Consider the following 25,042-nt stretch of genomic DNA (forward strand, 5'->3'; position numbering starts at 1 on the left):
TTAAAATTAAGAATCTAAGGCTTTTTACTTCAATATAGATGTTCAAGTAGTTGTTGGTTCTGCAATTAAAATATTGGTTAGTAGTATTTTTTATTTATGTACTCAGTTGGAGTCATTCCCATTTCTCTTTTGAACATATAAGAAAATGCGCTAGGGCTTGAATATCCTAAATCTAAAGCAATACTTAAAATGGATTTTTTCATTTCTAGGTCAGTTAATGCCTGTAATAGTTTTGCTTGCTTTAACCATATGCTGAAACTTAAATTCATTTCCTTCTGAAAAAGCCTAGAAAGTGTTTTAGTACTTAAGTGATACTGCTTTGCAATATCACTAAGAGATGGAATTATAGAAAGGTCTTTTTTAATATTATTACAAATCTTTTTCAAAAGACTAGACTGTGCCTCAGGTAGTTGAAAAGGTATTTCTTTTAAAAATCGTAACTCATCTAATATAAGCTCTAAAAGTCGCTCATTTCTAGTGTGAGGAAGCACGTCTGTTTTAATCTCTACAGCTTGGTTAATAAGCTCTGAAAGAAGTTTTGGAATAGCAACTACACTACATTGTGTATTAAGGTCTGCACGTGCAAATGGCTCGACAAATACTCCTCTAGCTTCAACTTCTCCGAATATAGTAATTGAATGCTTTTTATTTTCGGGAATCCATATTCCTTTAGTAGGTGGAATTACCCAAATTCCTTCTGCTGTTTGAACATGAATAACCCCAGATAAAGTATGTAACAGCTGTATTCGATCATGTTGGTGCATGTCTTCTATATAGCCACTAGGGTACGATTGGGCATAAGCATAGACAGCGTAATTTAATTGCCCATGAAGGTAATTCATAATATAAGTCTTTTTAAATATCTAAAAATGAGTTTAATCACTTTTAGATAAAAGAAAAGTTTTTCAATAGGATATCTAGTTATCTTCGTATGAAATGTTAAGTATTATAAAAAAGCCAACATATATTTATGTTGGCTTTTGAATTTTAGTAAATAAATAGTGCTGTGTTGCTATTTAAGCTTCCCAAACACGATCTTGCATTGCTTTAATTGGTTGATGAATTTCTGATGGAAACAAGTTTCTAAAATTTGATTGTGGGTTAATAATAACATCCACCATCTTAACAATGTCCATATCTTCAGGATACTGCTCTTGCTCAAATGATGGGTTATCATGATTAATCATAGATTTTTCAGGATCATGCCAAGCATTTGATGCCTCAGTCATTCTATCATTGAACCCTGTTGCATAAGGGCCAGGGTTAATAGTAGAAATGCTTACACCGAAAGCTTCAACTTCTTGTTTCAGAGCCTGTGCAGCTGCCTCTAAAGCATGTTTAGAACCACAATACGCACCATATTTTTCTAAAGAAACAATGCCACCTATTGATGATATAAAAACTACTCTACCAGATTTTTTCTGAATAAATTTACGAATCACTTTTTGAGTTAAATTCATAGTTGAGAAAAAGTTAACTTCAAATTGATTCCTTAAAACTTGGTTTGGCATATCAACTAAAGATCCACCTTCGCCAATACCAGCATTATTGACCAAGATATCTAGATCCAAGTTACTTACATAATTTTGGTCTAGTTCATTACATATATCTAGCTTAAATATATTGGCAGATAAGCCATTTACTTTTAACTCATTTTTTAATGATGTAATCTGATTTGTAACTTCTACACCTGCATATACATCATAACCACGTTTAGCAAGTTCTATTGTATAAAGCTTTCCAAATCCACTACCTGCACCTGTAATAAGAACTTTCTTCATTTTCCACCTCCTGACATTAAATCGTTAGCAATAATTTTTGCTATCTCTAAATCTTTACTTGGATCACTAGATGAGACTCCCAAGAATTTTTTATTACCAAATTGATCGGAAAGATACTTTCCGCCAGCAATGAAACAGTATTCACTAGAAATAAGAGGCATATCTCCTAAACCTTTTAGGAGGTTATATATCTGATGGTTATCTCCCATAAAGTTATATGCAGTTTTAGCCTTTTTTTCAGACATATCTATACTACATGGTCTAATTTCACCAAGACTAATAAAGAACTCTTTGTTGCCAGATGCATTGAGTATCGTGATGCATAGGCCAACATCAAAATTTTTTACTAATGCTTTGGCTTGTATAATGAAATTAGAAATATCTATATTATTCATTAGAGAAAGCCTTCTTTAATGCACAAACAATATCTTCAGTTGTCTTTTCTTTCACATAGTACTTACTTTTCTGTGATTCCTTTTGTTTATAAAGAATTCCTTCATCACACATCTTTGTTAAATGCTGAGAGGTTGCAGAAATACTTAAGTCGCATTCAGAGGCAATTTCACCATTTGTCAAACCAGGACTTTTCATCACAGCACAGATCATTAATAGTCGTTGAGGATTACTAATGATTTTTAGAAAGCTAGTTGCTTTGACTGCTTCTTGAAAGGTATCACTTAAATCTTTCATTAGTTAATTATTCCTAATGTTAGTATTTTTTAATATTAGTAAATTCTAACTAAACTGTCAATAGGAAGTAAAATATACCGCAAGAGTAAAATTTTTCGTGACAAAGTAGACAGATTTGTATATTATACATTTATTATAAATATAAAGTTGTATCCCCAATCGAGACCTACTAAACCCCAAAGTAGGTCTTTCTTTTTTTTAGAATATTGTAATAAAGTCAGAAGAATATTCGATAAAAGTAGTGCAGTAATTTTATATAAGAAATTTGAAAAATGAGTATGATATTTAAAAGAATCAAGTTTTTTTCTAAAAAAATCAAATTACTATATAATTTAAATTTTTGTGAATAGAAGACTATATTAATTTTATAATGTATTTTTGAGAATGTAAGATCTTCTGTTAAGTGAAATGGACAGCAGAAATAGTATTATTTCATTATTAAAAGTAATGTGATAACAAATAAATAATGACCGATCATGACACAAACCTTTAGCAGCGTTTAATAAAAATATGTAGATATTAACTCTAAAATTATAAATATATCAAAGGGAAGAGTATGAATCATCCACAAATAAAAATAGACAATATAAGTATAGTTGCTTTGTATCAGTGTGAACCTAGAGAGTTAGTTTCTTTCTATACAAGAAACAAGGACCACTTACAGAAGTCAATGCCACTACGAAGTTTAGACTTTTATGAAGAAGATTATTGGGAATCTAAAATTTTTGACTATCGACAATCTTTTATGAACGGAAAATCAGTATGTTTTATATTAAAAAGTGCAAATCAAACTATTGGAATTATTAATTTTGATCAGATTATATATGGGGCATTCCTTTCATGCTATTTAGGATATGCATTAGACGAAAAATATCAAGGTAAGGGAATCATGTTTAAATCTCTTCAATTTGCAATGAATTATGTCACTGATGAGTTAGGACTTAATCGGATTATGGCAAATTATGTTCCAGAGAATTATCGTAGTGCAAAATTATTACATAAATTAGGATTTGAGAGAGAAGGATATGCAAGAAAATATTTAAAACTTAACGGTGTATGGAAAGATCATATATTAACTAGCTTCATTAATGATTGATACTATTAAAAAATAAATAATTTGATAGAAATCTATCTAATTTTTCTTTGTATTGGAGAATTAGGCAAAAATACGAAAGAATCAGAGAAACACTTCTACTGAATCATCTTTATATTAATGACTTAAAGTTTTTAATTAATATAAAGAGTTAACTATGTCTAAAAATATTAAGTCAAAAGTTATTGTAATTACAGGTGCAAGTAGTGGATTGGGTGAAGAAACTGCACGTCTTTTAGCAGGTTTAGGTGCTAATTTGGTATTGGGTGCACGTCGTATAGACAAGTTAGAAAAGCTTGCAATAGATCTAAAGCTAGATTCTAGAGCAGTTTTAAAAATGGATGTAACTCAGCGAGTTCAAGTCCAAGCGCTTGTCGATCGAGCAATTGAAATTTATGGAAGAATTGATGTCATTATCAATAATGCTGGTTTAATGCCTAGTTCAATGCTAGATAAATTGAAAGTAGATGAATGGGATAGCATGATTGATGTCAATATTAAGGGTGTTTTATATGGCATAGCAGCAGCTTTACCTTATATGCAAAAACAAAAATCAGGTCAAATTATTAATGTATCTTCTGTTGCTGGCCATAAAGTAGGTCCAGGAGGTGCTGTTTATGCAGGAACAAAATGGGCTGTAAGAGCTATCTCTGAAGGGCTTCGTCAAGAAGTTAAACCTTGGAATATTCGCACTACAATAGTATCTCCAGGTGCAATAGCAACAGAGTTGACAAATACGATTACTGACGAAGACATTGCAAAAGGGATGGCAAAGACATATGAAAGTGCGCTTTCAGCAAGTTCATTTGCAAATGTAGTTGCTTTTGCGATATCTCAGCCGCAAGAGATAGATATTAATGAAATAGTATTCCGCCCTACAGTTCAATCTTACTAACTACTAGTTAGGCCACTTGATATCTAAGGGTGCATTTTTAGCCCTTAGTTCTTCAGTTGTATTCATGGAGATATTTTTAATGGCTTTCAACTTATCCAAGGAAAGAAAGTCTTCTTTTGTCTTAATAAAACTATTCCCAATTATGCTTACGGTATTTATTAGTTTCATAATTATTGGAGGGGCACTTCCAGTTTTACCTTTGCATATCAGAAATAATTTAGGCTTTGGAACTTTTATTATTGGTATTATTGCAGGTGCACAATTTGCTGCATCTTTGATTTCACGTATTTGGTCGGGGCGTTTTTCTGATACTTATGGGACGAAACCAAGTGTTGTTTTTGGATTGGTTTTAGCAAGTATAGCTGGTATTTTATATTTTCTATCTATTTTTACTATAGATGAAAAAGATTGCTCTATTATATTATTGCTAATAGGTCGAGCTATTCTTGGAGCTGCGGAAAGCTTTATTATCACAGGTAGTATTTCTTGGGGACTTGCCTTAGTAGATAAAAAACATGCTGGTAAAGTCATTGCTTGGATGGGAACAGCAATGTTTGCAGCAATGGCTTTTAGTGGCCCAATAGGTATATTTCTTTTTAACCTTTGGGGTTTTAAAGCAATTGCCTTTTTAACTTTGCTTTTACCTTTAGCTATTTTAATCTATTTGAGAGCTGTACCGAGTATTCTTCCTAAACCACAAAAAGATACGGCTACTTTTCAATCTGTAATCCAGTTTGTATGGCTACCTGGTCTTGGAGCTGCACTTGCAAGTATTGGTTATTGTACCATTATTTCTTTTAGCTCACTTTACTATAATACAATGCACTGGCAACCTGTCTGGTTGGCTTTTACAACTTTTGGTATAACTTTAATTATCACTCGTATGTTCTTGGGGCATTTACCCGATCAGTTTAGGGGTGCAGTTATTGCATTAATTTTTGTATTTGTGCAAGCATTGGGTCTATTTGTAATGTGGGAAGCAAAAAATGCTTTAACTGCATCAGTTGGGGCAGCATTAGCAGGTTTGGGATATTCATTAGTTTATCCTGGGTTAGGCGTGGAAGCTATGGCAAAAGCAACGTCCCAAAATCGTGGTATAGCAATGGGAATTTATACGGCTTTTCTTGATGTTGCTATGGCTCTGGGTGGTCCTATGCTTGGATTAATTGGGGGTAGCTTTGGAGTTGCTCATATATTTTTAATAAGCGCATTTATTGTTTTAAGCACTTCAATTGTTATCGTTATATTGTTGAAACGCTCTGCTGTTCTGATATGAAAAGGATTTATAAAGATTATTTTAATGCCTAAAAGCCAATATATCTATATTGGCTTTTGAGTAATAAGCTTTTACCTTTTATTACTTATACCTAGATTTTGCTAAAACTCTGGCTTCTCCCCAGGTTCAGGTTTAGATTGAGAAATATCATGTACTCCAGAGTAAACTACAATTAATGTTGCTCCATCTGGACCCGTAACGCCTCTATGCACATCGTTTACAGATTCAGCAAATGCCTTACCTTGCTTAAAGGTTTTTTTAACCCCAGCTTTATTCTCAATAGTTAAAGTACCCTGTAATACATAACCAGCATTTGGATAAGGGTGAGTATGCCAAGGTAAATCTGAGTTAGGGCTTAAATGGAATTTAAGTACTGATAACTCGGGTTTACCTTTAGGATATTGCTTATAATGAGTACCATCTCATGCTTTTTGTGTGGTTAATAACATATCAACTTTTGCAGATTGTGATTCTTCATGAGCATAAACTGTATGTAAACTCGCAATAGATATGAGAAAAGTTGTAGTTAACTGTTTTAAAAAGTTCATAAGTTTTCTTCCATTAAGAATATTTACTAATAGTGAACCTCATAATTAATTTTGAATTGTATAAATACGAACTCTATATCCTTGATGCTTATTATTTAACCTTAACCAATATTCGCATTATATTTTTTAAAGGATTGAGTTGTCTAATATGTTACAAAGTCTAATTTTAAAATAGGTATTTTGAATAAAATATCGTTAAATTTGCTATAATATTTGAATATTAAGTAATTTATAAAAATATAATCGTTGATTATTGAGTTCAATGTTTTTAGATTAAGACAATATGTATGAGTAATGAAAATAAAGTTTTAAAGACCGTTGAAAGAACATTCTTCGTACTTGAGTTATTAAGTGCTTCAAACCGTGAAATGAGTCTGGATGAACTATCACTTTTACTTTCTGTCAATAAGACAACACTTCATGCTCTTTTAAATACGTTAGTCATTTTAGGTTATGTAATTAATAATAAAGGTAACTATAGTCCTAATATTCGTTTGTCACTATTGGCAGGACGAAAAAATGGCTACTATGATGACCTAATACAAAAATTTAGACCTAAAATAGAAAAGATAGCTGATCTGAGTGGAAATACATGTCTAATTGCTATTAAATCGGGTAGCCATCATTATGTAATTTTAGATTACATAGAAAAAGAATATAAGCTTAAAGATAATAAGAAAAGAAGTCCCTTTGTATCCATGGTATCTTCAGCAACAGGAAATATATTCCTCGCTTATGATAAAAAGTTACTTTCTTCCATGAGAAAGGGAAATTATATAACCCCTATCATTGAAGATAAAATTAAGAAAATTCAAGAAAAAGGATATGCTTTAGATATTCGAGAGGTAGATGCATCTATTTCATGTGTTGCATTTCCTATCTTTGATAAAAACAAATTCAGTGCTGTTGTTACCGTTGTGACGACAGATAATTATATCAATGAAAGCATATGTATAAATGTGAAAAAATTCTTGAATCAAGATACGATGGACTTCTAGAACTAGATGCCCATAGCAATAATAGCAAGATTATTAACCCCTTTTTCTTCTAAATGGCTTGCAAAGTTTAGTGCACGCATACCCGTCTTACATACAAGGACAGTACGTTGCTTTGTTTGAGGTATAAAATTAATACTTTTTTCAAAGTTTATTTGAATATTATATTCAATGGAGTTTGAAGTATTAATTTCTTCATTAGATCTTAGTTCAATAACATAATCATCTGTATCAATTTCGGATGAATCTATAAATTTTATATGTGATTTTATATGATTTTCTTCTGCAAGATGAAAATTAATAATAGTATTTTGCCATGTTGAGAAATCGAATTGAAAAAGTTTACCTAAAGGCGATGGATAGAACTCTAATAAGATACTTAGAGCAACCTGAGCTTGCATTGAACCAATAACAGCAACGGCCGTCCCCATAACACCCTCTGTATTACAACTTCCTATAGCTTTGGGTACATGTGGGAAAATTGCTCGATAACTTGGATAACCTGCACAAAATGCACCGACATATCCCATTCTCATCATCACTGATGCACTGACAAGTGGTATGTTCATTTGCATACATTGGTCAGATAATATATATGTTGTTGCAAAATTATCTGCAGCATCAATAACTATATCAATATCTTGCAATGCCAAATTAGCATTAGAAATATATAATCGAGTTGTATGTGTTTCTATAGTGACATAGGGGTTTAAATGCTTTAGGGTATTTTTTGCAGTTAATGCCTTACTCTGACCAATGTCTTGCATTCTATATAAAGTTTGACGATGCAAATTGCTTTCATCGACGATATCAGCATCATACAATCGAATAAAACCAATACCAGCTCCAACTAAAAGTGGTAGAACTTGGCAACCTAAGCCACCTGCACCGACTACAAGAACTTTTGCATGTTGAAGCTTTTTCTGTCCTATTTCACCAATTTCTTTAAGTTGTATTTGTCTTTGATAGCGCACTTATATATTCCTAAATTAGTTTAGCTAATCCATATGCAGGAGTAGATGCATGTGCCATATCTCTTTTGGGCATTAACCCTGCTTTATAGGCAATATGTCCTGCCTCAATTGCTAGCTTAAATGCTTGAGCCATTTGAATAGGGTCTTTTGCTTTAGATACCGCGGTATTAAGTAGTACAGCATCAAACCCCATTTCCATTACTTTTGCAGCTTGACTGGGTGCGCCAATACCTGCATCGACAATAAGAGGAATATCTGAAAAATAAGATCGCATTGCGCGGAGTCCTTCAACATTACGTATGCGCTGTCCTGAACCAATAGGTGCAGCCCAAGGCATAAGTACCTTACACCCAACTTGTACTAACTTTTCTGCAATGACTAAGTCTTCAGTTGTATACGGGAATACCTCAAAACCTTCTTGGTTAAGTATTCTTGCTGCTTCAACTAAACTAAAAGGATTTGGCTGTAATGTATCTGCATGGCCAATGACTTCTAGTTTAATCCAATTTGTGCCAAAAACTTCACGTGCCATATGTGCTGTTGTTACAGCTTCTTTGACGCTATAGCAACCTGCTGTATTTGGTAGAACTTTTTTATTTGCTTGCTTTAAAAGATTTCTAAACTCTTCGCCACCTTTTTTTCCTTCTCTACGTAGGCTTACAGTAATAATCTCAGTATTTGATGCAGTAATTGCTTTTTCTAATAGATCAGGTGAAGAGTAACCTGCTGTACCAAGAAGTAATCTAGATGCTAAAGGAAAGTTGTAGATCATTTTTTATCCTCTTTGCATGGGTGATACAACTTCAATATGCATATTTTCTTCTAGTACTTTTGTTTCATATGCTTTCCGAGGCATGAAATCAGAGTTAATTGCTGTTGCAATACATTTAATATCAAAACTTTGTTCTAACAAAAGATCTTTTAACGTCTGACTTTTGGTATCAATCTTCTGTCCATTTAAAAAAATATTCATAAGCTGCCTATTTTGCTTTAAGTCTTGCAATAAAGTTTTGTGCGATGATTGGTGCGAGTAGGAAACCATGACGATACATACCATTCACAAAGTATTTGCCATTTTTAAACTTAATTTCAGGTAAATTGCTAGGAAATGAAGGACGTAAACCTGCACCTGTTTCAATTATTTTTGCTTCAGCAAATGCTGGGTTAATCACATAAGTAGAAGTTAAGAGTTCAAGAACAGCTCTTACACTAATTTTTCCATGATCATTACTTTCTAGCATGGTGGCACCTAGCATAAAACGTCCATTATCACGAGGGACTAAGTAACACGGAAATCTTGGGTGCAAAAATCGAATAGGTCTAGAAAAGTGAATATCGTGTGTTTCTAAAATCAGCATTTCTCCACGTACTGCACGCAGATCACTTAAACTGTCTTGTGCAGCAATGCCCCGACAATCGACAATTGTTCCACTAGGTTTACTTTGATGAAATGGAACACCCTTACTCACTAAGAACTCTCGTAATTGAGAAAGTGCATATCTTGGGTCTAAATGGGCTTCTTCAGAAAAGAACAGTCCTCTTTCAAAATGGTCGGAGATATCTGATTCAATATCTTGGGGTCTAACCCAAGTATGTTGATCTGTCATTTTTGAAAATCTATTTAACTCTTCTATGTCTCTTGCAGGAGCAATAACTAAAGTACCATTTTGGTGTACTAAAGGGATGGTACTAGACCACCATGAAATTGCTTTTATACCTTGTTCTGTAACATAAGATGGTGCGCTCTCTGTTTCGCAATACGGTGCAAGCATTCCACCTGCCCAATGTGATGCTGCTGTAATATCAGATGTAATAACTTCACATTTTTCTCCCATTTTAGTGAGTTCAACAGCAATGCAGAGTCCTGTGACACCATTACCTAAAATAGACCATTTCATAGTAAGTAGCTCATATAATAATGATTAAAATATATTTTTATAGGTAATATTATTTTAAATACCACCTATAAATTATTAAAAACTATTTATTTTGATGACCTCATCAAAAGGAAGCTTTCCTATTTTTGGATAGCGTTGAGTCGTACTTTTACCAATAGCAACCATTAAGCAAATGACATGGTCATTTGGTAAATGGATAACTTCTGCCATTTTTCCAAAATCAAAGCCAACCATAGAACAACTATCTAGACCAAATTCTTGAGCAGCAAGCATGAGTGTCTGAGAGAAAATACCAGCACTACGCATAAGCTCATCACGTTGAACTTCTAAACGACCATGGTAATACTGATCTATTGCACTCATCATAAAACTTTGCACATCTTGCGTTGCACCACTCCAAACACGTTGAGCAACTTTATTTTGCCAACTATTTTTATGTGCAGTGATAACAACTAGCATAGATGATTCAGTTACCTGAGGTTGATTCCATGAGAACTCACGTATTTGAGCTCTTTGTTTCTGATCTTCAATCAGAACAAGCCGCCAGTGTTGTAAATTAAATGCACTTGGTGCATTTTCTAAACAAATTTCAAGGAGATTCTTTTTTATGTCTGAGCTGATGATATAGTTTGGATCAAAGTTCTTGGCAGAATGGCGATTTTTAATCGCATCTAAAACATTCATAGATGACCTTTTAAATATCTTTTATATTATTATTCAAATTTTTAAGTGCATACTCTGCAATATGCTGATCCTCTGTATAACTGCCACCAGAAATACCAATAGCGCCTATAATCTTTTCATCATGAATAATAGGATATCCGCCACCTACGGCTAGCATTCTTGGTATATTGGAAAGAGGGGCTAATTTAGAATCATTAAATAACTCATTCCAAGTATGTGTAGGATGACCAAAAGAGCTTGCAGTCCATGCTTTATTAATCGCAGCATCTACAGTAAGAAAGCCTGCATTTTCCGAACGATTAAAGGCAATTAAATGTCCGCCCGTATCCACAATAGCAACTGCAATATTTAACCCAAGTTGGTTACTTTCTTCCATTGCTGACTCAATTAATTGATTCGCTTCCACTAAATCTATTTGTATAATAGATTTGTACTGTCTATTTATTTTATTCATTTAAGAAACCTCAGATACGCATCGCAATATAAAAAATTAAATAAAGTTTTATCTTAGATAACAAAGAAAATTTAAGATGGTGAGATGAGTGCTTTTATACGCAAAGCATAAAAGCACCCAGTTCTAATTATTTATTCCACTCAATAGATTTTTTCGCAGTTTCGTAAATCTTACTTACGCTTGGAATATATAATTTTTCCAATTCGGGCGAAAAAGGTACAGGTGTATGTGGAGCACTGATCATTTGAGGTGCTGATTTTAAAATACCAAAAGTTTTTTCAGTAACCTGAGCAATGATGTCCGTTGCAATGTTACAACGAGGGTATGCTTCATCTACAGCTAACAAGCGACCAGTCTTATTTACCGAACTTAAAACAGTATCTATATCCAATGGAGAAAGTGTTCTTAAGTCGACAACTTCTACAGAAAAACCTTCTTTTTCTAGTTGCTCAGCAGCCTCTAGTGAACGATGAACCATTTGTCCATAAGTTACAATTGAAAGGTCACTTCCTTCACGAACAATATTTGCTTTACCTAAAGGAATTGTGTAGTCATTCTCTGGAACATCAGTTTCCATTTCATAAAGATTTTTATGTTCACAGAATATAACAGGGTCATTATCTCTAATTGCCTGAATAAGAAGACCTTTGGCATCATAAGCATTGCTTGCACAGATTACTTTTAGCCCAGGAAAGTGAGTGAACATAGGTGTAAGCATTTGTGAGTGCTGAGCAGCGCCATTGATTCCTGCACCAACCATTGTTCGAATAACTACAGGTACTTCAGCTTTTCCACCAAACATGTATTTAAGTTTTCCTGCTTGGTTAATAAGCTGGTCTAAACACACACCCATAAAGTCGATAAAAGGTACTTCTGCAACTGTACGAATGCCGAAAGTAGAAGCACCAACGGCTGCACCAATATAGGCTAATTCAGTAGGTGGAACATCTATGACACGATTACCATGTTTGCTATATAGACCTTTTGTTACACCTAACACACCGCCCCAGCAATCACTTTCACCATCTGTACCAATACCACCTGCTGTATCTTGACCCATTAAAATCATTTGTGAGTCACGAGTCATTTCTTGGTCTAGCGCTTCGTTAATCGCTAGTTTCATACTAAGTTTTCTAGACATATTCTTTTCCTTAATAGCTCACATATACATCTGTAAATAGTTCTTCAGGATTTGGAGAAGGCGCTTTTTTCGCTTCAATAACAGCTGTTTCTATAAGCTCTTTAACTTCACTATCAATGGCATTCAAATCTTGTTGACTAAGACCTTTTTGAAGTGCTTGTTTAATAAAAATATCTAAACAGTCTTTATTTTCTCTAGCATCTTCAACTTCACCTTTAGGGCGATAGGCTTGTTGGTCTCCTTCAAAGTGACCGTAGAAACGTACGCTCTTACATTCGATAAGTGCAGGACCACCATTAGTACGCATTTTTTCAATAATCTTTCCAACTTCATCATAAACTTTGAAAAAATCTAGGCCATCAATAGTGAGACTAGGCATACCAAAGCCTTTTGCACGATCTTCATAGCTTTGTACGGAAGTTGTTGCTTGTTGAGGTGTAGATTGTGCGTAATCATTGTTTTCTACAACAAAGAGAATGGGTAAGTTCCAAACGGTTGCAAGGTTCATACTTTCTAGAACAGCACCTTGGTTCATACCTCCATCACCACCAAAACTTACGGCAATTTTATGATTTCCTTTAAGTTTTGCAGCAAGTGCAGCACCACATGCTAAAGGTGAGCCAGCACCTAAAATACCATTTGCTCCCATCATACCTTTGCTTAAATCCGCAATATGCATAGAGCCACCTTTACCATTACATACGCCGCCTTGCTTGCCATAGATTTCCTTCATCATTGCAATGACATCAACACCTTTTGCAATACAGTGGCCATGACCTCGGTGAGTACTTGCAATTTGGTCTTCATCATCTAAATGAGACATAATTCCTACGGCTGTAGCTTCCTGTCCAGCATATAAATGTGCAAATCCGGGAACGGTTCCTGTTTTATATTCAGTATGTAACCGATCTTCAAACTCACGTATTGTTCGCATACTTCTATATGCTTCAAGCATAAGATCTTTTGAAACTTCAAAAGGAGTAGAAGATGCATCTTTTTTTGACTGAGTCATACATGAAACCTCAAACCAACATTAAAAAATAAATATATATCAATAGCTTAAAAATATATTGTCTTGATATATACTGTGCCCATTTGCTTTTGGCTTAATTTATATAAAAGACGTATTGAGGTAAATGAATCTACTCAATATTTGACAATATCAAATATATGTTGTGTTTTATGGCGTATAACTAAGTGAATTGTTGTTTTTTGGGATTAGGGTACATTAAGAGTAAGGCATGTTTTATAGTGAAAAATTTATGATTTAATACTCATCCCAAATAATGTTTTTTTCTAAAAATATATGAATAGAAGTTGTTTTATTGCACTGAAAGTTTCAGCCTTAGGCTTACATAAAAATAATATGCGTGCCTAAGACCTTAGATTTTTATTTGAAATGAAGAAATTAGATAAAGGCTATTTATTTACTATAGATTTGCAACGTTTTCATCTATAAGTAATTCTGTGCCTAGCATGAATTGTGGTTCATCAGAAGCTAAAAAATTACAGCATGAGCTATTTTATGATGGAGTCCTAAGCGTTTTTGTTTTATAGGGACTAATTGCTTAATTTCTTTTATAAGCTATTTTTTTATAACTGTTTAGTCCTAATTTATCAAAGCGACTGTCTGTATTGGGTTAAGAGAAAGTAGGTTAAATCTGACTAGATAATTTTTTTACAAGAGAATGTAAAGCTGACTTGCTTGAGCATAAATGCTACGTTGTGCTAAGCCAATATATAGATTAGACCTAGAGCCGCAAAAAATGATAGAACTATTCCTGACTAATAAAGGAATTCATCCTTAATATTTATATTAAAAATCTGATCAAAAAGAAAACTAATCCACTGTTCCAATGAGGCATGTGTTACATCTCTAGCATTAAAATATATAGCATCAAGTTTGCTTGTTACATTCCTAATTTTTTGTATTAACTTTTGTTGATCACCTAAATTATTAGCATCACTGATAAGTCCTATACTATATTTTCTCCATTTCTTTTACAGGCTATGAGCTCTTTTTTTATTTCTTCCCAAAATGAATGCCTGTTGTACCTTATTTTGAACATGCTTCTACGCTTGCTTTTCCTATTCCTGATGCTGCACCAGTAATTAGTATAGGTTTAGGTTTTAAGCGTATTAACTTAATACTCTATTTAAAAATAATAAAGTATTGTTATTTATAAAAATATAGAAAGTAATCACTTGTATACCTATTTCTCATAATATTTGACTTAAGTCATTTAAAAATATTTTCTATTGTAAGTTTTTGTAATTTAATAATAAGGTTAAACTATACCACTGTCCTATGATTCATTTTATACAGATTATATTTGGAAAGTGGGAACTTCCATATTATATCGATGTATTAAAAAAAATGAGCTTGTATGGTTTGGGGTTGTCTTGTAAAAGTCTTGCAGCTAATTATTCAGAGATAGTTATCTAAACATTTGAAAAATTTTATTTTACTAGAATTAGTTGAGAGACTCTTACATCCAGAAATTCTTCCGAGTGTTGAATATATGACTATAAAGAAGGGCTTAGAATTGGGAGAACGGCTATCTCGCTTGACTGCTTGTATGCAAAATAAAAGACATTTTTCTAAATTTTCAAATTGAAGAGAACCAATCATAGGAGTCAAAAATTAAAATAATTTATTTTATTTGCTTTCATTTAATTGTTATTTAGGAAATATAAGAAATATTTAGATTAAATAATTCAAAAATTACTTAAATTTAAATATACATTTAATGTTTTTAGTTTAATATTTAAGCGTAAAATACCATCCATCAATTATTTTATATAACTTTATAAAAATATATTTTTATTCATGTTGTATAGAACTTAGTAGAGAATAACTATGAAAAAAACAATATCTTGTATTATCAGTTTGGGTTCTTGTATTGCTGTTCATTCGTATGCAGGGTCTGCTACAGGAACTCTAAATGTAAGTGCAACTGTTGTGCCAACTTGTATGATTAATACCAGTCCTACTGGTACTCCTACAAATGCTGCTCTTAATTTCGGACAAATTGACTCTCTAACTAAAGATTTTAAGCGTGATACATCTACTGGTGGTACACAAATCAGTGTCTTATGTAACAACTCAACAGCTTGGCAAGTAAGCTTAGATGGTGGTCAGAACTCGTCTCAATCACAACGTAGAATGGGAAATGGAAAAAGTGAATTTATTCCTTACAGTCTATATTCTGATTCAGGTTATTCAAAAGCAATTGGTATAGGTACAAAGGACTTAACAGGAACGGGTACAGGAGACTTACAGAGTCTAAATGTTTATGGATTAATTGCTGCTGGAACGCCTATCCCAAGTGCAGGCAGTTATGCAGATACAGTTACCATGACAATAACTTACTGATCGAAATACTGTAATGAAGTTATTTAGTATAATTATATTTTTATTACTAGCAGGTCAGGCGTATGCTGGTTCAATACGTTTTTCTCCTGTAACTCTCCAACTCGTTGGAGAGCAACCTGCTACATCGATTAGTCTATATAATCAAGGGAGCGATGAAAGTAACTTGCAAGTCCGAATCTTTAAATGGACACAGGAAAATGGGCAAGATACTTTAAAAGAAACGGATGATATGGTTGTTAGCCCTCCTTTTGTGAATGTAGCACCACACGCTTCTTATAATATTCGTGTTGTTAGACTTATGCCAACTGCAGTATCACAAGAAGAATCCTACCGTATTCTAATAGATGAATTACCAAAAGCAATAGATAGTAGAAAAGTTGGTCAAGGGCTAAATGTTTTACTCCGATCTTCTTTGCCTTTATTTATCACTAATCCCGATGCTATTGCTGAAATTCATTGGAGTATTCAACAAGAGAATAATAACTCATATCTAGTATTACAAAATATTGGGGGAAGGCATGTATTAATGGGAAGTCTAGTAATTAATGATACAACGACTCATACGTCATATCCGATTCAAGTAAATACAGTTAATGGTTACATCCTAGCCAAACAGATGAGAAGTTATGCAATTGGGAAGTCTATTAATCCATCTAATGGTCATAAATATACATTATCAATATTGTTAAATGGAAAATTAGTTACTCTGTAGATGGTGCAATATAGTGCGAAGAAAGTCTTCATATACTTCCTATTATTATCTAGTTTAGATCATAGAGGTTATGCAGACAGTTTTATAGATAGTACTGATGCTATAGTACCTACAGTTCCGCCTAGTGGAGTAGCTTCTTTAGTATCTAAAAAGAATGATGATACTAGAACACTATTATTTTTAAGTATTTTCGTTAATCAAGCTGCCTATAAAGATTTAATAGCTGTAAAACAAGATCGTGCAGGGAAACTCTATATACGAGCACAGGATCTACGCTTGCTTAGATTACTTATTAATTCATCTATTGCAGATAATGAGCTTATACCTTTAGATAGTATAGAAGGTATAAGTTTTTCTTATAGTCCTAATGAGCAATCACTTTTTATTAAAGCATCTCCTGATCAATTGAGTACCTATACATTTGATTTAGAAACTAATAACGTTTCTAAGAATTTTGAAAATATAAATACAATAAATGCTTTAATATTAAACTATAATATATATACAAATTATTTTAATCATCACTATGCTTTAACATCAAATCAAGATATTACATATAGTACAAATTCAGGAAATTTGAATACAGGGTTTCTATATAGTAATAGTACCAAAGATAGTCAACTCCAGCACTTTATTCGCCTAGATACTAAGTGGCAACATATTAATCCAACCAAAATTAGTCAATATACCATTGGAGATTTTAATTCAAATACAACAGATTGGGGCTCTAGTACGAGACTAGCTGGATTCCAATGGTCAAGTGCATATTCCCAAAGACCTGATATTATTACAACAGCGATGCCTAGCTTTTCGGGATCTGCTGTTCTACCATCAACTTTAGATTTATATGTAAATCAACAAAGAATTTTTTCAGGTAATGTTCCTTCAGGTAGATTTGATATTAAGCAAATTCCTTATATATCTGGGAATGAAGTAACATTAGTAACGACAGATGAAACAGGCCATCAGGTTATAAAAAAAGAGCCATATTATTATTCTGCTAAATTATTAAATACTGAAATAAAAGAGTTTTCGGTGGATGTAGGTATACCGAGATATAACTATGGATTATTGTCTAATAATTATAACGCACATACGGTTCTTTCTTCTGGATCTTTTAGATATGGCTATAATCCACTTATTACCCTTAGTGGTGGGAGTGAGGTATCAACAGATGGATTGATTAATTTGGGTATGGGAGGCATAACAAAGTTTTTAGGACGTAGTGTATTTAATACATCTATAGCTATGAGTCATTACAAAAATAACTTTGGGGGACTTGCTCAAATTGGTATAGACAGCCAAATTAGTCCAACAATGACTTTTAATACAAGTTATCAGGAAACGTTAAATAAATATGCAAATTTAGCCTATGTTTCAGAGCAAAAATACCAGAAAAATACTGATAGTTTTAAATCAACTGCTTTTGCACAAAAGATACTTCGGGCTGGGATTAGTTACTCACCCATACCAAATTACTCCCTGACACTTGGCTATAATCAAATTAGCTCTGATAACTCTATAAACCAATTATTATCAATGAATCTAAATGGAAATATGAGTCAAAATTGGAGTTTCTACTTATCAGGATATACAGGGCTTACTAAAAAAAATAATAGTGCTTTTTTAGCAGTAAGATACAGTCCTAGTATGAAGTTTAATGCTACTACAAGTACAACCTTAAATGATAATACAGTAAGCTATAGACAAGAATTTTCTGGCTCTAATATCAGTAATAATAGAGTTGGGGCTTTTTCAGGTGGAGGGGCTATTGAAAGTAATGGAGCATCTTATGATAGCTCTTTATATGGCTCTTACATGGGAAATTACAATACAATTGCAGGAACATACGCAGAAAATAATAACAATCGGCAGGTAGCAGTATCTTTATCAGGGTCTGTTATTGCGGCTTCAAGGAAAATATTTTTTGCTAATCAAATTGGTAATGGCTTTGCTATAGTGAATAATGCTGGCCCTAAAAGTCAGGTATTAAATGGTGGTGTTAATTTAGGTCAAACAGATGCTAAAGGTAAGTTTCTAATTACGAATCTAAATCCGTATCAAACACAATTTATTTATATTGATCCTACTAATTTACCTTTAGATTGGTCATTAAATTCTACAGAAAAAAGTACAATAATTGGCTATAAACAGGGCGTAAACCTTGATTTTGGTGCTCATGAATCAGCTAAAGGATTGATTAAGATCATAGATAAATCTGGGAGGGTAATTGCCCCAGGGTATGCTGTGTTAGTTAATGGAAAAGATAGTGCAATAGTTGGTTATGATGGCCAAGTTTTCTTGGAGAATATACAAAAAAATAATATTTTACTTGTCGATTTATTAGATAAAGGAGAGTGTACTATAGAGTTTTCTTATGCTAAATCAAAAAAATTATTTAATATGTTAGGTACATATATGTGTAAATAATATAGCTAGTATTGGTATGGCATGATATTTTAACTTGGGTTTTATTTAATTTTTAATTATAATTTAAATAGAATTTTTCAATATATTTTAGAATTTATTATATTATTAATTTCTCGTTTAAATGTTTTTGAATTAGCTTAAGATAGAATGATATGCTCCCAATGATAGATAATGCAAAAAAAAATTACTTAAAGTTAATTTTTTTCAATATATTTATATCATTATCTTTTTTGATTATTTCTGCGCATGTACATGCATCATGCTCTACCGTAGGTAAGACAATAAAAACCTATAATTATAATGCTGCGACTATTACACAGGATGCTAGTATTAATTATCAAGGTGAAATTAGATGTACACCCTCTATTATTTTTAATAATATGTGTCTGCAGGCTAACTTTAACTCGAATACATCTACTAATAGGGGTAACTCATTTCCATATACTGTAAATGCGTCCTTTAGTGGTGGTGACTCTACAACACTTAACTCCTCTATTTGGAGTCAGTTTTCTGCTGATCCAAACTCTTATAGAAGAAATATATATAAATACTCCATAACAGTTACAGTGCCGGCTAACTCTAATTCATTAATTGCTTATCCTATAGGAAGCTATATAGGTACATTGACACTCAATTGGTATACGGGGACGAGTTTATTTGGATTTTTATCTTGTTCAGATATGACACCTTATGAGCAAGGTACAATTAACCTTACGGCAGATTATATTGTTCCTCCTTTATGTCAAATAAGTTCAACATCAGATATCAATTTTGGAAATATCTTTGATATAGGAACAAGTTCAAAGAATTATGATGCTCAAGGAGCTATTTCAACAATATGCAATTCTGGAACACCATATACAATTTATTTAGGTGATGGTAATAGTAGAATTCCTAACTCATATAGACAAATGGCTAATAATGGAAACTATATTCCATATCAGCTTTATCAAGATAGTAATTACTCTACAGTTTGGGATAGCCTTAATGGTATTTCAAATATAGGTATTGGTACAGCACAGACAAATGTTGTTTATGGGCGTATTCCAAACCACCAGAAAATAGCTAGTATACCTGCTACATATACAGATAATGTTATTGTAAATGTAAATTATTAATAGCTTGAATCCTACTTATTAAACCATAAAGGTCATGATTTGAATAAGTTGATAAGCACACATAGAGATGTATATATATATCATGCGATATGGCACTCAATACTATGTACCTTAATCGTCACTAGATGGTATTTAAGCAGGATGTTGGATTGCTTCAAGTGATATTCATCTGTTTGATACAATTCAATGAATTGCATGTTTTTGCGATGATAGGTAATCAGATCAATATTCTACTCTTTCAGTCTACTTTTAAGGTTTTGACTGAGATAACCTCGATCTGCATAGAGTTTAGTATGTAATCCTATCACAAGCTATTCAACCATTTTAATATCAGCAACGTGTCCATTGGATAAAATAGTATTGACCATCTCACCTTCTGCATTCATCACTACATGTAGTTTGCAACCCAAAAACCAGCCCATTGAACTTTTCCCTCTTGTTGCAATATCACTTAGGGATTTATGACGTTGTATACGCTGATTCTTACACACAGGCAGAGTGGTTGAATCAATCCACAGGCATTAATTCTGTCTGTCTTTCATCAAAGTAAAATGTAAGGCATGTATTGCAAGCTGATGCATATTGATTAGGTTGATCATGCGCTGATAGCAATGTAAGTATCTAAATAGATTAGAGTAATTGTGACTTAGAGAAGTATAAAATGCTTTAAAATTATTGAAGTGTGAGGTCTTGTACCATATGGCAATTAGAATAATTTCAGACAGGCTCAAGTTTGTGGATCTAAGTCTTATACGAGCTTTTACCTGTTTGAGGTATTTCCAATAAACCGATTCAAATTTTAAAAAGAAATCATCAGTTGTACAGAATAAAGCTGTAATATCATTCATCAGGACTAGGGCTGTTTGTTAGTGTGGTAACTCAACTCATGGCTCTAGCTCTAGCTTTTTTCAATCTTATTCCTTAAGACAGATTCGGATTGGTTACGTATTTTTTTTAGTCCATTTTACTATAATAATATGACGAGCTCGTGCATAAAAAAGCTAGCATCGATATATGCTAGCTTTTTAGTTTTTTGGAGAATTTATAAATTATGTAATTTAATGCAAGTAACTTTCTCAATAAGAATTTGAGTACTTTTAGTGTTAATAGTACATCTTCATTTCATAGAAATGAGTAAATATAGCCCGCTTAACTAAACGACTGCTGTCATACCACCATCTACGAATAGATTTTGTCCTGTGATGAAGTCGCTTGCTGATGAAGCAAGAAATACTAATGCCCCTGCTAGCTCTTCAGGACGTCCCCATCGCCCTGCTGGTGTTCTCTGTTCAAGCCATGTTGTGAAATTCTTATCAGCAACAAGAGCACTATTCATATCGGTTGCAAAATAACCTGGGGATAAAGTATTGACCTGAATATTATGACGAGCAAGGTCAGCCGTCATTCCTCGTGTTAGCAGAGCAACGCCACCCTTACTCGCAGCATATGGGGCAATTGTTTGACGTCCTAGCTCTGACTGCACAGATGCAATGTTGATAATTTTACCTGAGCCTCTATGTATCATATGAGGTACAATAAAGCGAGATACATAAAAAACACTAGATAGATTCGTTGCGATAATGTCATCCCAATCTGAAATTGAGAACTCTGCAAACGGTGAGCGTCGCTGAATTCCAGCATTATTCACTAAAATATCGGGTGTGCCAAACTTTTCAATAAGATCTTTGACTGCTGCTTCAACACCCGCTGCATCTTGTACATCAAACAAAACTGTATCTGGTCGTATGCCATGAGACTTTTCCCACTCTATGGCAGCACTGTCGAGTGATTTTGAGTCACGACCATGTAAAATAACGCGTGCTCCAGCAGATGCCAGTGCACCTGCCAAAGTGTTACCAAGGCCTCTAGACGACCCCGTCACAAGAGCAAGTTTATTGCTGAGATCAAACATAAAAACTCCTTAAAAAATTGCGTAAATTATAAGTATGAAAGCGAAGCCGATAACTGATTCTAAAGCCTGTTGCATAGTCCAAGTTTTTAATGTGTTCTTAACATCCATACCCATCAAACGCCCCATAAGCCAGAATCCACCATCATTGACATGACCTGCAAATACAGATCCTGCAGCTGTTGCCATCGTGATACAAGCGAGTTCAACTGGTGAGAAACCAGCTCCTGCTATAGCAGACCCGAGTAGCCCAGCAGTGGTTACGAGTGCAACGGTTGCAGAACCTTGAGCAACACGTAGAATGAGAGCAATTAAGTAAGCTGCGAAAATTAAAGGCAGACCAAGGCCATTAAGGCTATCAGCGAGTGCTGTACCTATTCCTGATGCACGAAGAACACCACCAAACATACCTCCTGCACCAGTGATCAATACCACCGAGCATATAGGTCCAAGTGAGCGGTCTACGACTTTTTCAAGAGCACTGCCATGTAGACCACGACGAGTCCCAAGTACAAACATAGCAACCATAAGAGCAATAAGAAGCGCAATTTCGCTTGTACCCATTAAGGTTAGAGCACGTACCCAAGTGTGACTGCCATTAAGCATACCTGCTGAAATGAGAGCAGTGAGGCCTGTGTTCATGAAAATGAGTATTAATGGGATAGCAATGATGCCAATAACAGTTGCAGCTGATGGGGGATTAGTTGGTTCAACATCATCTGCAGGACTGCCGAAGAGGGCTAGAACAGGTAAAGGGATACGTTTATTAATAAATTTTGCCCATAGGTAACCTGAAAGATACCAAGTTGGAAGAACTACGATTAAACCGAGTATAAGCACAATGCCTAGGTTAGCGCCATAAGTCGCAGTTGCTGTAATCGGACCTGGGTGTGGCGGTAAGAAAATATGCATGACAGAAAGTGCAGATGCAGAGGTGAGACCATACAACACTAAGTTATTGCCACCAAGACGTCTTGCAACAGCGAATACGATTGGAAGCATAACAATAAGACCTGCGTCGAAGAAAATAGGAAAACCCATAATCAATGAAGCAATACCAAGTGCGAAAGGTGCACGTTTCTCACCAAATATGCTCACCATTTTATCAGCAAGGATACGTGCTCCACCGCTAGATTCGACTAAACTACCGAGCATAGCACCAAGCCCAACGAGCAATGCGATGTGACCTAGCGTGCCACTGAAACTTGTAACAAGAACTTCAGAAATATTTTTGAGTGGGATGCCAGTAGTGATTGCTGTGAGTAGAGATACAAAGATAAGTACCAAAAAAGCATGTAACTTCAGCTTGATGACCATAAAAAGGATGAGCACAATGGCTCCAGCTGCAATACCCAATAAAGGGAGGGTTCCTAATGTTTGCGTCCAGCCTTCCATTTCAAATTCTCCATTGAACGACGCGACCACAGTCATAAATGTGTCTGTGGTTGATGCTTAATACATGATGCTGTTCATAAGCACCATAAAGAAAATTCCTTTTTCTTTTAAATAGGCTTTTTTATAAAAACTTATTCAGTTTAGTTTTGATGAAACTTTAAAAAATATTTCAGCTATATTTCTAAATTTAATGATAGCCATAAACCATAATTGATTTATCAAAATTTTGTAGAAAATTAGACTTTTTACCTTGAATATAATCAAACTAAGTAACTAATTTTTAATAAAAATAATCTAATCATGTAAGGCATGCTTTAAATACTCCGTAGCTAATACTTAATTTTCTTAAATATTAGCTACGGAAGTTCTTTATCGTTGAAAAAGGCTTAAAACTTGGCTAAATCGTAAGTAGTCTCTAATTTTTGGCTGATCTGTTCAACAATCTGTTTTGGTGTGAATTTAATATCAATAACAATCGCTTCACTCTCGTCTGGCTCTTCCAATGTATCGAGTTGTGTTTGCAATAGAGATGGATCAAAAAAATGGTCTTTTCGCTCCGCAAGACGATGCTTTAATAATTCATATGAGCCCTTTAAGTAGACAAACAGCACATTTTTATCATTACCACGTAAAATATCGCGATACGAGCGCTTGAGTGAAGAGCAAGTAAATACTGCTGTTTCACCCTTTCTTTGCTTATCTTCTATTACATTACGAATAGTTTGTAACCAAGGGAACCGGTCTTCATCCGTTAAAGGAATACCTTGGCTCATCTTACTTTTATTCATAGCAGAATGGTAAGTATCACCATCAATAAACTCACACGCTAAATGTGCTGATAATAACTCGCCAATTAGCGTTTTTCCTGTTCCACAGACACCCATTGCGATCACAATCATGGATACTTCCCTTTTAGTTCAGTCTTCGCGTGAAATATAGATATGACACGAGACACCTATTTTTTAAGTAAGATCAAAATCCGTTGATCTTGTTGATATAACACTTGATAGCTTTAAAATTCGTAGTTACTTGAGATGTAATTGACTTGCTATTTCAGCTAGACATGTAATTTCTACCCAATCTTGTGAAGCAACTACACTTTTTGGTGTTAACCACGAGCCACCAACACATACAACATTCGGTTGCTTTAAAAAATCTGGTGCTGTTTCCGCTGTGATTCCACCCGTTGGGCAAAAACGTAAGTTAGGGAATGGACCATAAAATGCCTGAAGCATTGCGATACCACCTGCTTGTTGTGCAGGAAAGAACTTCACAATTTCATAACCTAACTCAATGGCTTGGATTAAATCACTTGGTGTCATTACACCTGGTAGCAAAGGTAAGCCAGCATCTTGCGCAGCTAAATGTAAGTCTTCAGTTAAACCAGGAGATACACCGAATTGAGCACCCGCTTTTTTGGCTTGAATACACTGTTCTGGCTTAGTAATCGTACCAACACCCACCACAATATCATCAGCCAATTGGCTAGCACGCTCAATAGCAGCAAGCCCAGCAGCTGTACGTAAAGTAATTTCGAGAACTTTTACACCACCAGCATGTAGAGCACGTGAAACATGCTCGCCTTGTTCTGCTGAATCAAATGCCAGTACAGGAACGACTGGTCCTAATTGAACAATATCTTTAATTTGAATCATTAGGTATTCCTATTATTC

Annotated in this window: 24 protein-coding genes and 2 pseudogenes; 8 read left to right on the plus strand and 18 right to left on the minus strand. The window is 34.1% G+C overall.

Annotation, left to right across the window (positions count from 1 at the left end; translation table 11 throughout):
- Nucleotides 1-77 precede the first annotated feature (77 nt).
- From P256_RS11960 to P256_RS11975, 4 genes are all read right to left on the minus strand, one after another.
- Nucleotides 78-842, minus strand: a complete 765-nt coding sequence (locus tag P256_RS11960) for an AraC family transcriptional regulator (RefSeq protein WP_023273950.1) — start codon at nucleotides 840-842, stop codon at nucleotides 78-80.
- Between the two features lie 174 nt (nucleotides 843-1,016).
- The gene (locus tag P256_RS11965; protein ID WP_023273951.1) at nucleotides 1,017-1,781 is read right to left on the minus strand and encodes an SDR family oxidoreductase; all 765 of its coding nucleotides are present in this window, start codon (nucleotides 1,779-1,781) and stop codon (nucleotides 1,017-1,019) included.
- The gene (locus tag P256_RS11970; protein WP_023273952.1) at nucleotides 1,778-2,176 is read right to left on the minus strand and encodes a heme-binding protein; all 399 of its coding nucleotides are present in this window, start codon (nucleotides 2,174-2,176) and stop codon (nucleotides 1,778-1,780) included. The genes P256_RS11965 and P256_RS11970 overlap by 4 nt, the downstream gene beginning before the upstream one ends.
- Complete coding sequence (locus tag P256_RS11975; protein ID WP_023273953.1) at nucleotides 2,169-2,471, minus strand: ArsR/SmtB family transcription factor; 303 nt, start codon at nucleotides 2,469-2,471, stop codon at nucleotides 2,169-2,171. Before P256_RS11975 ends, P256_RS11970 begins: the two co-directional genes overlap by 8 nt.
- Before the next feature lie 556 nt (nucleotides 2,472-3,027).
- Here P256_RS11975 and P256_RS11980 point away from each other — a divergent pair.
- The 3 genes from P256_RS11980 (at nucleotide 3,028) to P256_RS11990 (ending at nucleotide 5,735) form a co-directional block, all read left to right on the plus strand.
- Nucleotides 3,028-3,567: a GNAT family N-acetyltransferase gene (locus P256_RS11980; protein WP_023273954.1), complete on the plus strand. Its 540-nt coding sequence runs from the start codon at nucleotides 3,028-3,030 to the stop codon at nucleotides 3,565-3,567.
- A gap of 154 nt (nucleotides 3,568-3,721) precedes the next feature.
- Nucleotides 3,722-4,459, plus strand: a complete 738-nt coding sequence (locus P256_RS11985) for an SDR family oxidoreductase (protein ID WP_023273955.1) — start codon at nucleotides 3,722-3,724, stop codon at nucleotides 4,457-4,459.
- A gap of 79 nt (nucleotides 4,460-4,538) precedes the next feature.
- A complete protein-coding gene (locus P256_RS11990) occupies nucleotides 4,539-5,735 on the plus strand; it encodes an arabinose transporter (protein WP_023273956.1) in 1,197 nt (398 codons plus the stop codon).
- Nucleotides 5,736-5,836: 101 nt separating this feature from the next.
- Here the strand turns inward: P256_RS11990 and P256_RS13520 are convergent.
- A pseudogene (locus tag P256_RS13520) lies at nucleotides 5,837-6,088 on the minus strand (cupin domain-containing protein); the annotation flags it as partial.
- 482 nt (nucleotides 6,089-6,570) lie between these two features.
- Here P256_RS13520 and P256_RS11995 point away from each other — a divergent pair.
- A complete protein-coding gene (locus tag P256_RS11995) occupies nucleotides 6,571-7,281 on the plus strand; it encodes an IclR family transcriptional regulator domain-containing protein (RefSeq protein WP_023273958.1) in 711 nt (236 codons plus the stop codon).
- 2 nt (nucleotides 7,282-7,283) lie between these two features.
- Here P256_RS11995 and P256_RS12000 read toward each other — a convergent pair whose 3' ends face one another.
- From P256_RS12000 to P256_RS12035, 8 genes are all read right to left on the minus strand, one after another.
- Nucleotides 7,284-8,252, minus strand: coding sequence for a HesA/MoeB/ThiF family protein (locus P256_RS12000; protein ID WP_023273959.1), 969 nt, complete (start codon nucleotides 8,250-8,252; stop codon nucleotides 7,284-7,286).
- A 10-nt stretch (nucleotides 8,253-8,262) separates the two neighbouring features.
- The gene (locus P256_RS12005; protein ID WP_023273960.1) at nucleotides 8,263-9,024 is read right to left on the minus strand and encodes a thiazole synthase; all 762 of its coding nucleotides are present in this window, start codon (nucleotides 9,022-9,024) and stop codon (nucleotides 8,263-8,265) included.
- A gap of 3 nt (nucleotides 9,025-9,027) precedes the next feature.
- A complete protein-coding gene (gene thiS / locus P256_RS12010) occupies nucleotides 9,028-9,225 on the minus strand; it encodes a sulfur carrier protein ThiS (protein ID WP_023273961.1) in 198 nt (65 codons plus the stop codon).
- Nucleotides 9,226-9,232: 7 nt separating this feature from the next.
- Nucleotides 9,233-10,150 carry an FAD-dependent oxidoreductase gene (locus P256_RS12015; RefSeq protein WP_023273962.1) on the minus strand — a complete coding sequence of 306 codons (918 nt, stop codon included), beginning with the start codon at nucleotides 10,148-10,150 and terminating at the stop codon, nucleotides 9,233-9,235.
- 75 nt (nucleotides 10,151-10,225) lie between these two features.
- Complete coding sequence (locus P256_RS12020) at nucleotides 10,226-10,834, minus strand: nitroreductase family protein (RefSeq protein ID WP_023273963.1); 609 nt, start codon at nucleotides 10,832-10,834, stop codon at nucleotides 10,226-10,228.
- Nucleotides 10,835-10,844: 10 nt separating this feature from the next.
- Nucleotides 10,845-11,288 (minus strand): GlcG/HbpS family heme-binding protein, encoded by a 444-nt coding sequence (locus P256_RS12025; protein ID WP_023273964.1) that lies wholly within the window; start codon nucleotides 11,286-11,288, stop codon nucleotides 10,845-10,847.
- A gap of 127 nt (nucleotides 11,289-11,415) precedes the next feature.
- Nucleotides 11,416-12,429, minus strand: a complete 1,014-nt coding sequence (locus P256_RS12030; RefSeq protein ID WP_023273965.1) for an alpha-ketoacid dehydrogenase subunit beta — start codon at nucleotides 12,427-12,429, stop codon at nucleotides 11,416-11,418.
- Nucleotides 12,430-12,439: 10 nt separating this feature from the next.
- Nucleotides 12,440-13,441, minus strand: a complete 1,002-nt coding sequence (locus P256_RS12035; RefSeq protein WP_023273966.1) for a thiamine pyrophosphate-dependent dehydrogenase E1 component subunit alpha — start codon at nucleotides 13,439-13,441, stop codon at nucleotides 12,440-12,442.
- A gap of 1,848 nt (nucleotides 13,442-15,289) precedes the next feature.
- Between P256_RS12035 and P256_RS12040 the strand changes: the two genes are divergently transcribed.
- The 4 genes from P256_RS12040 to P256_RS12055 all read left to right on the plus strand — a co-directional run bounded on the left by P256_RS12040 (nucleotide 15,290) and on the right by P256_RS12055 (nucleotide 20,065).
- Nucleotides 15,290-15,805, plus strand: coding sequence for a Csu type fimbrial protein (locus P256_RS12040; RefSeq protein WP_023273968.1), 516 nt, complete (start codon nucleotides 15,290-15,292; stop codon nucleotides 15,803-15,805).
- Between the two features lie 13 nt (nucleotides 15,806-15,818).
- Complete coding sequence (locus P256_RS12045; protein ID WP_023273969.1) at nucleotides 15,819-16,517, plus strand: fimbrial biogenesis chaperone; 699 nt, start codon at nucleotides 15,819-15,821, stop codon at nucleotides 16,515-16,517.
- Nucleotides 16,518-18,947, plus strand: a complete 2,430-nt coding sequence (locus P256_RS12050; protein WP_023273970.1) for a fimbria/pilus outer membrane usher protein — start codon at nucleotides 16,518-16,520, stop codon at nucleotides 18,945-18,947.
- Nucleotides 18,948-19,108: 161 nt separating this feature from the next.
- The gene (locus P256_RS12055) at nucleotides 19,109-20,065 is read left to right on the plus strand and encodes a Csu type fimbrial protein (RefSeq protein WP_023273971.1); all 957 of its coding nucleotides are present in this window, start codon (nucleotides 19,109-19,111) and stop codon (nucleotides 20,063-20,065) included.
- A gap of 18 nt (nucleotides 20,066-20,083) precedes the next feature.
- Here P256_RS12055 and P256_RS13415 read toward each other — a convergent pair.
- The 5 genes and pseudogenes from P256_RS13415 to eda form a co-directional block, all read right to left on the minus strand.
- Nucleotides 20,084-20,913: pseudogene (locus P256_RS13415) on the minus strand (IS982 family transposase).
- Nucleotides 20,914-21,218: 305 nt separating this feature from the next.
- On the minus strand, nucleotides 21,219-21,977 hold the full coding sequence (locus P256_RS12065; RefSeq protein ID WP_023273973.1) for a glucose 1-dehydrogenase: 759 nt from the start codon (nucleotides 21,975-21,977) through the stop codon (nucleotides 21,219-21,221).
- 9 nt (nucleotides 21,978-21,986) lie between these two features.
- Complete coding sequence (locus P256_RS12070) at nucleotides 21,987-23,369, minus strand: GntP family permease (RefSeq protein ID WP_023273974.1); 1,383 nt, start codon at nucleotides 23,367-23,369, stop codon at nucleotides 21,987-21,989.
- Nucleotides 23,370-23,755: 386 nt separating this feature from the next.
- The gene (locus tag P256_RS12075) at nucleotides 23,756-24,268 is read right to left on the minus strand and encodes a gluconokinase (protein WP_023273975.1); all 513 of its coding nucleotides are present in this window, start codon (nucleotides 24,266-24,268) and stop codon (nucleotides 23,756-23,758) included.
- Nucleotides 24,269-24,394: 126 nt separating this feature from the next.
- On the minus strand, nucleotides 24,395-25,024 hold the full coding sequence (eda, locus tag P256_RS12080) for a bifunctional 4-hydroxy-2-oxoglutarate aldolase/2-dehydro-3-deoxy-phosphogluconate aldolase (RefSeq protein WP_023273976.1): 630 nt from the start codon (nucleotides 25,022-25,024) through the stop codon (nucleotides 24,395-24,397).
- Between the last annotated feature and the right edge of the window lie 18 nt (nucleotides 25,025-25,042).

The sequence above is a fragment of the Acinetobacter nectaris CIP 110549 genome, from assembly GCF_000488215.1.
Taxonomy (GTDB): domain Bacteria; phylum Pseudomonadota; class Gammaproteobacteria; order Pseudomonadales; family Moraxellaceae; genus Acinetobacter; species Acinetobacter nectaris.

Excerpts from the sequence above, each read along its gene's own strand:
- P256_RS11960 (WP_023273950.1), bottom strand. The coding sequence starts at position 842 with ATGAATTACCTTCATGGGCAATTAAATTACGCTGTCTATGCTTATGCC.
- P256_RS11965 (WP_023273951.1), bottom strand. The coding sequence starts at position 1,781 with ATGAAGAAAGTTCTTATTACAGGTGCAGGTAGTGGATTTGGAAAGCTT.
- P256_RS11970 (WP_023273952.1), bottom strand. The coding sequence starts at position 2,176 with ATGAATAATATAGATATTTCTAATTTCATTATACAAGCCAAAGCATTA.
- P256_RS11975 (WP_023273953.1), bottom strand. The coding sequence starts at position 2,471 with ATGAAAGATTTAAGTGATACCTTTCAAGAAGCAGTCAAAGCAACTAGC.
- P256_RS11980 (WP_023273954.1), top strand. The coding sequence starts at position 3,028 with ATGAATCATCCACAAATAAAAATAGACAATATAAGTATAGTTGCTTTG.
- P256_RS11985 (WP_023273955.1), top strand. The coding sequence starts at position 3,722 with ATGTCTAAAAATATTAAGTCAAAAGTTATTGTAATTACAGGTGCAAGT.
- P256_RS11990 (WP_023273956.1), top strand. The coding sequence starts at position 4,539 with ATGGCTTTCAACTTATCCAAGGAAAGAAAGTCTTCTTTTGTCTTAATA.
- P256_RS11995 (WP_023273958.1), top strand. The coding sequence starts at position 6,571 with ATGAGTAATGAAAATAAAGTTTTAAAGACCGTTGAAAGAACATTCTTC.
- P256_RS12005 (WP_023273960.1), bottom strand. The coding sequence starts at position 9,024 with ATGATCTACAACTTTCCTTTAGCATCTAGATTACTTCTTGGTACAGCA.
- thiS (WP_023273961.1), bottom strand. The coding sequence starts at position 9,225 with ATGAATATTTTTTTAAATGGACAGAAGATTGATACCAAAAGTCAGACG.
- P256_RS12015 (WP_023273962.1), bottom strand. The coding sequence starts at position 10,150 with ATGAAATGGTCTATTTTAGGTAATGGTGTCACAGGACTCTGCATTGCT.
- P256_RS12020 (WP_023273963.1), bottom strand. The coding sequence starts at position 10,834 with ATGAATGTTTTAGATGCGATTAAAAATCGCCATTCTGCCAAGAACTTT.
- P256_RS12025 (WP_023273964.1), bottom strand. The coding sequence starts at position 11,288 with ATGAATAAAATAAATAGACAGTACAAATCTATTATACAAATAGATTTA.
- P256_RS12030 (WP_023273965.1), bottom strand. The coding sequence starts at position 12,429 with ATGTCTAGAAAACTTAGTATGAAACTAGCGATTAACGAAGCGCTAGAC.
- P256_RS12035 (WP_023273966.1), bottom strand. The coding sequence starts at position 13,441 with ATGACTCAGTCAAAAAAAGATGCATCTTCTACTCCTTTTGAAGTTTCA.
- P256_RS12040 (WP_023273968.1), top strand. The coding sequence starts at position 15,290 with ATGAAAAAAACAATATCTTGTATTATCAGTTTGGGTTCTTGTATTGCT.
- P256_RS12045 (WP_023273969.1), top strand. The coding sequence starts at position 15,819 with ATGAAGTTATTTAGTATAATTATATTTTTATTACTAGCAGGTCAGGCG.
- P256_RS12050 (WP_023273970.1), top strand. The coding sequence starts at position 16,518 with ATGGTGCAATATAGTGCGAAGAAAGTCTTCATATACTTCCTATTATTA.
- P256_RS12055 (WP_023273971.1), top strand. The coding sequence starts at position 19,109 with ATGATAGATAATGCAAAAAAAAATTACTTAAAGTTAATTTTTTTCAAT.
- P256_RS12065 (WP_023273973.1), bottom strand. The coding sequence starts at position 21,977 with ATGTTTGATCTCAGCAATAAACTTGCTCTTGTGACGGGGTCGTCTAGA.
- P256_RS12070 (WP_023273974.1), bottom strand. The coding sequence starts at position 23,369 with ATGGAAGGCTGGACGCAAACATTAGGAACCCTCCCTTTATTGGGTATT.
- P256_RS12075 (WP_023273975.1), bottom strand. The coding sequence starts at position 24,268 with ATGATTGTGATCGCAATGGGTGTCTGTGGAACAGGAAAAACGCTAATT.
- eda (WP_023273976.1), bottom strand. The coding sequence starts at position 25,024 with ATGATTCAAATTAAAGATATTGTTCAATTAGGACCAGTCGTTCCTGTA.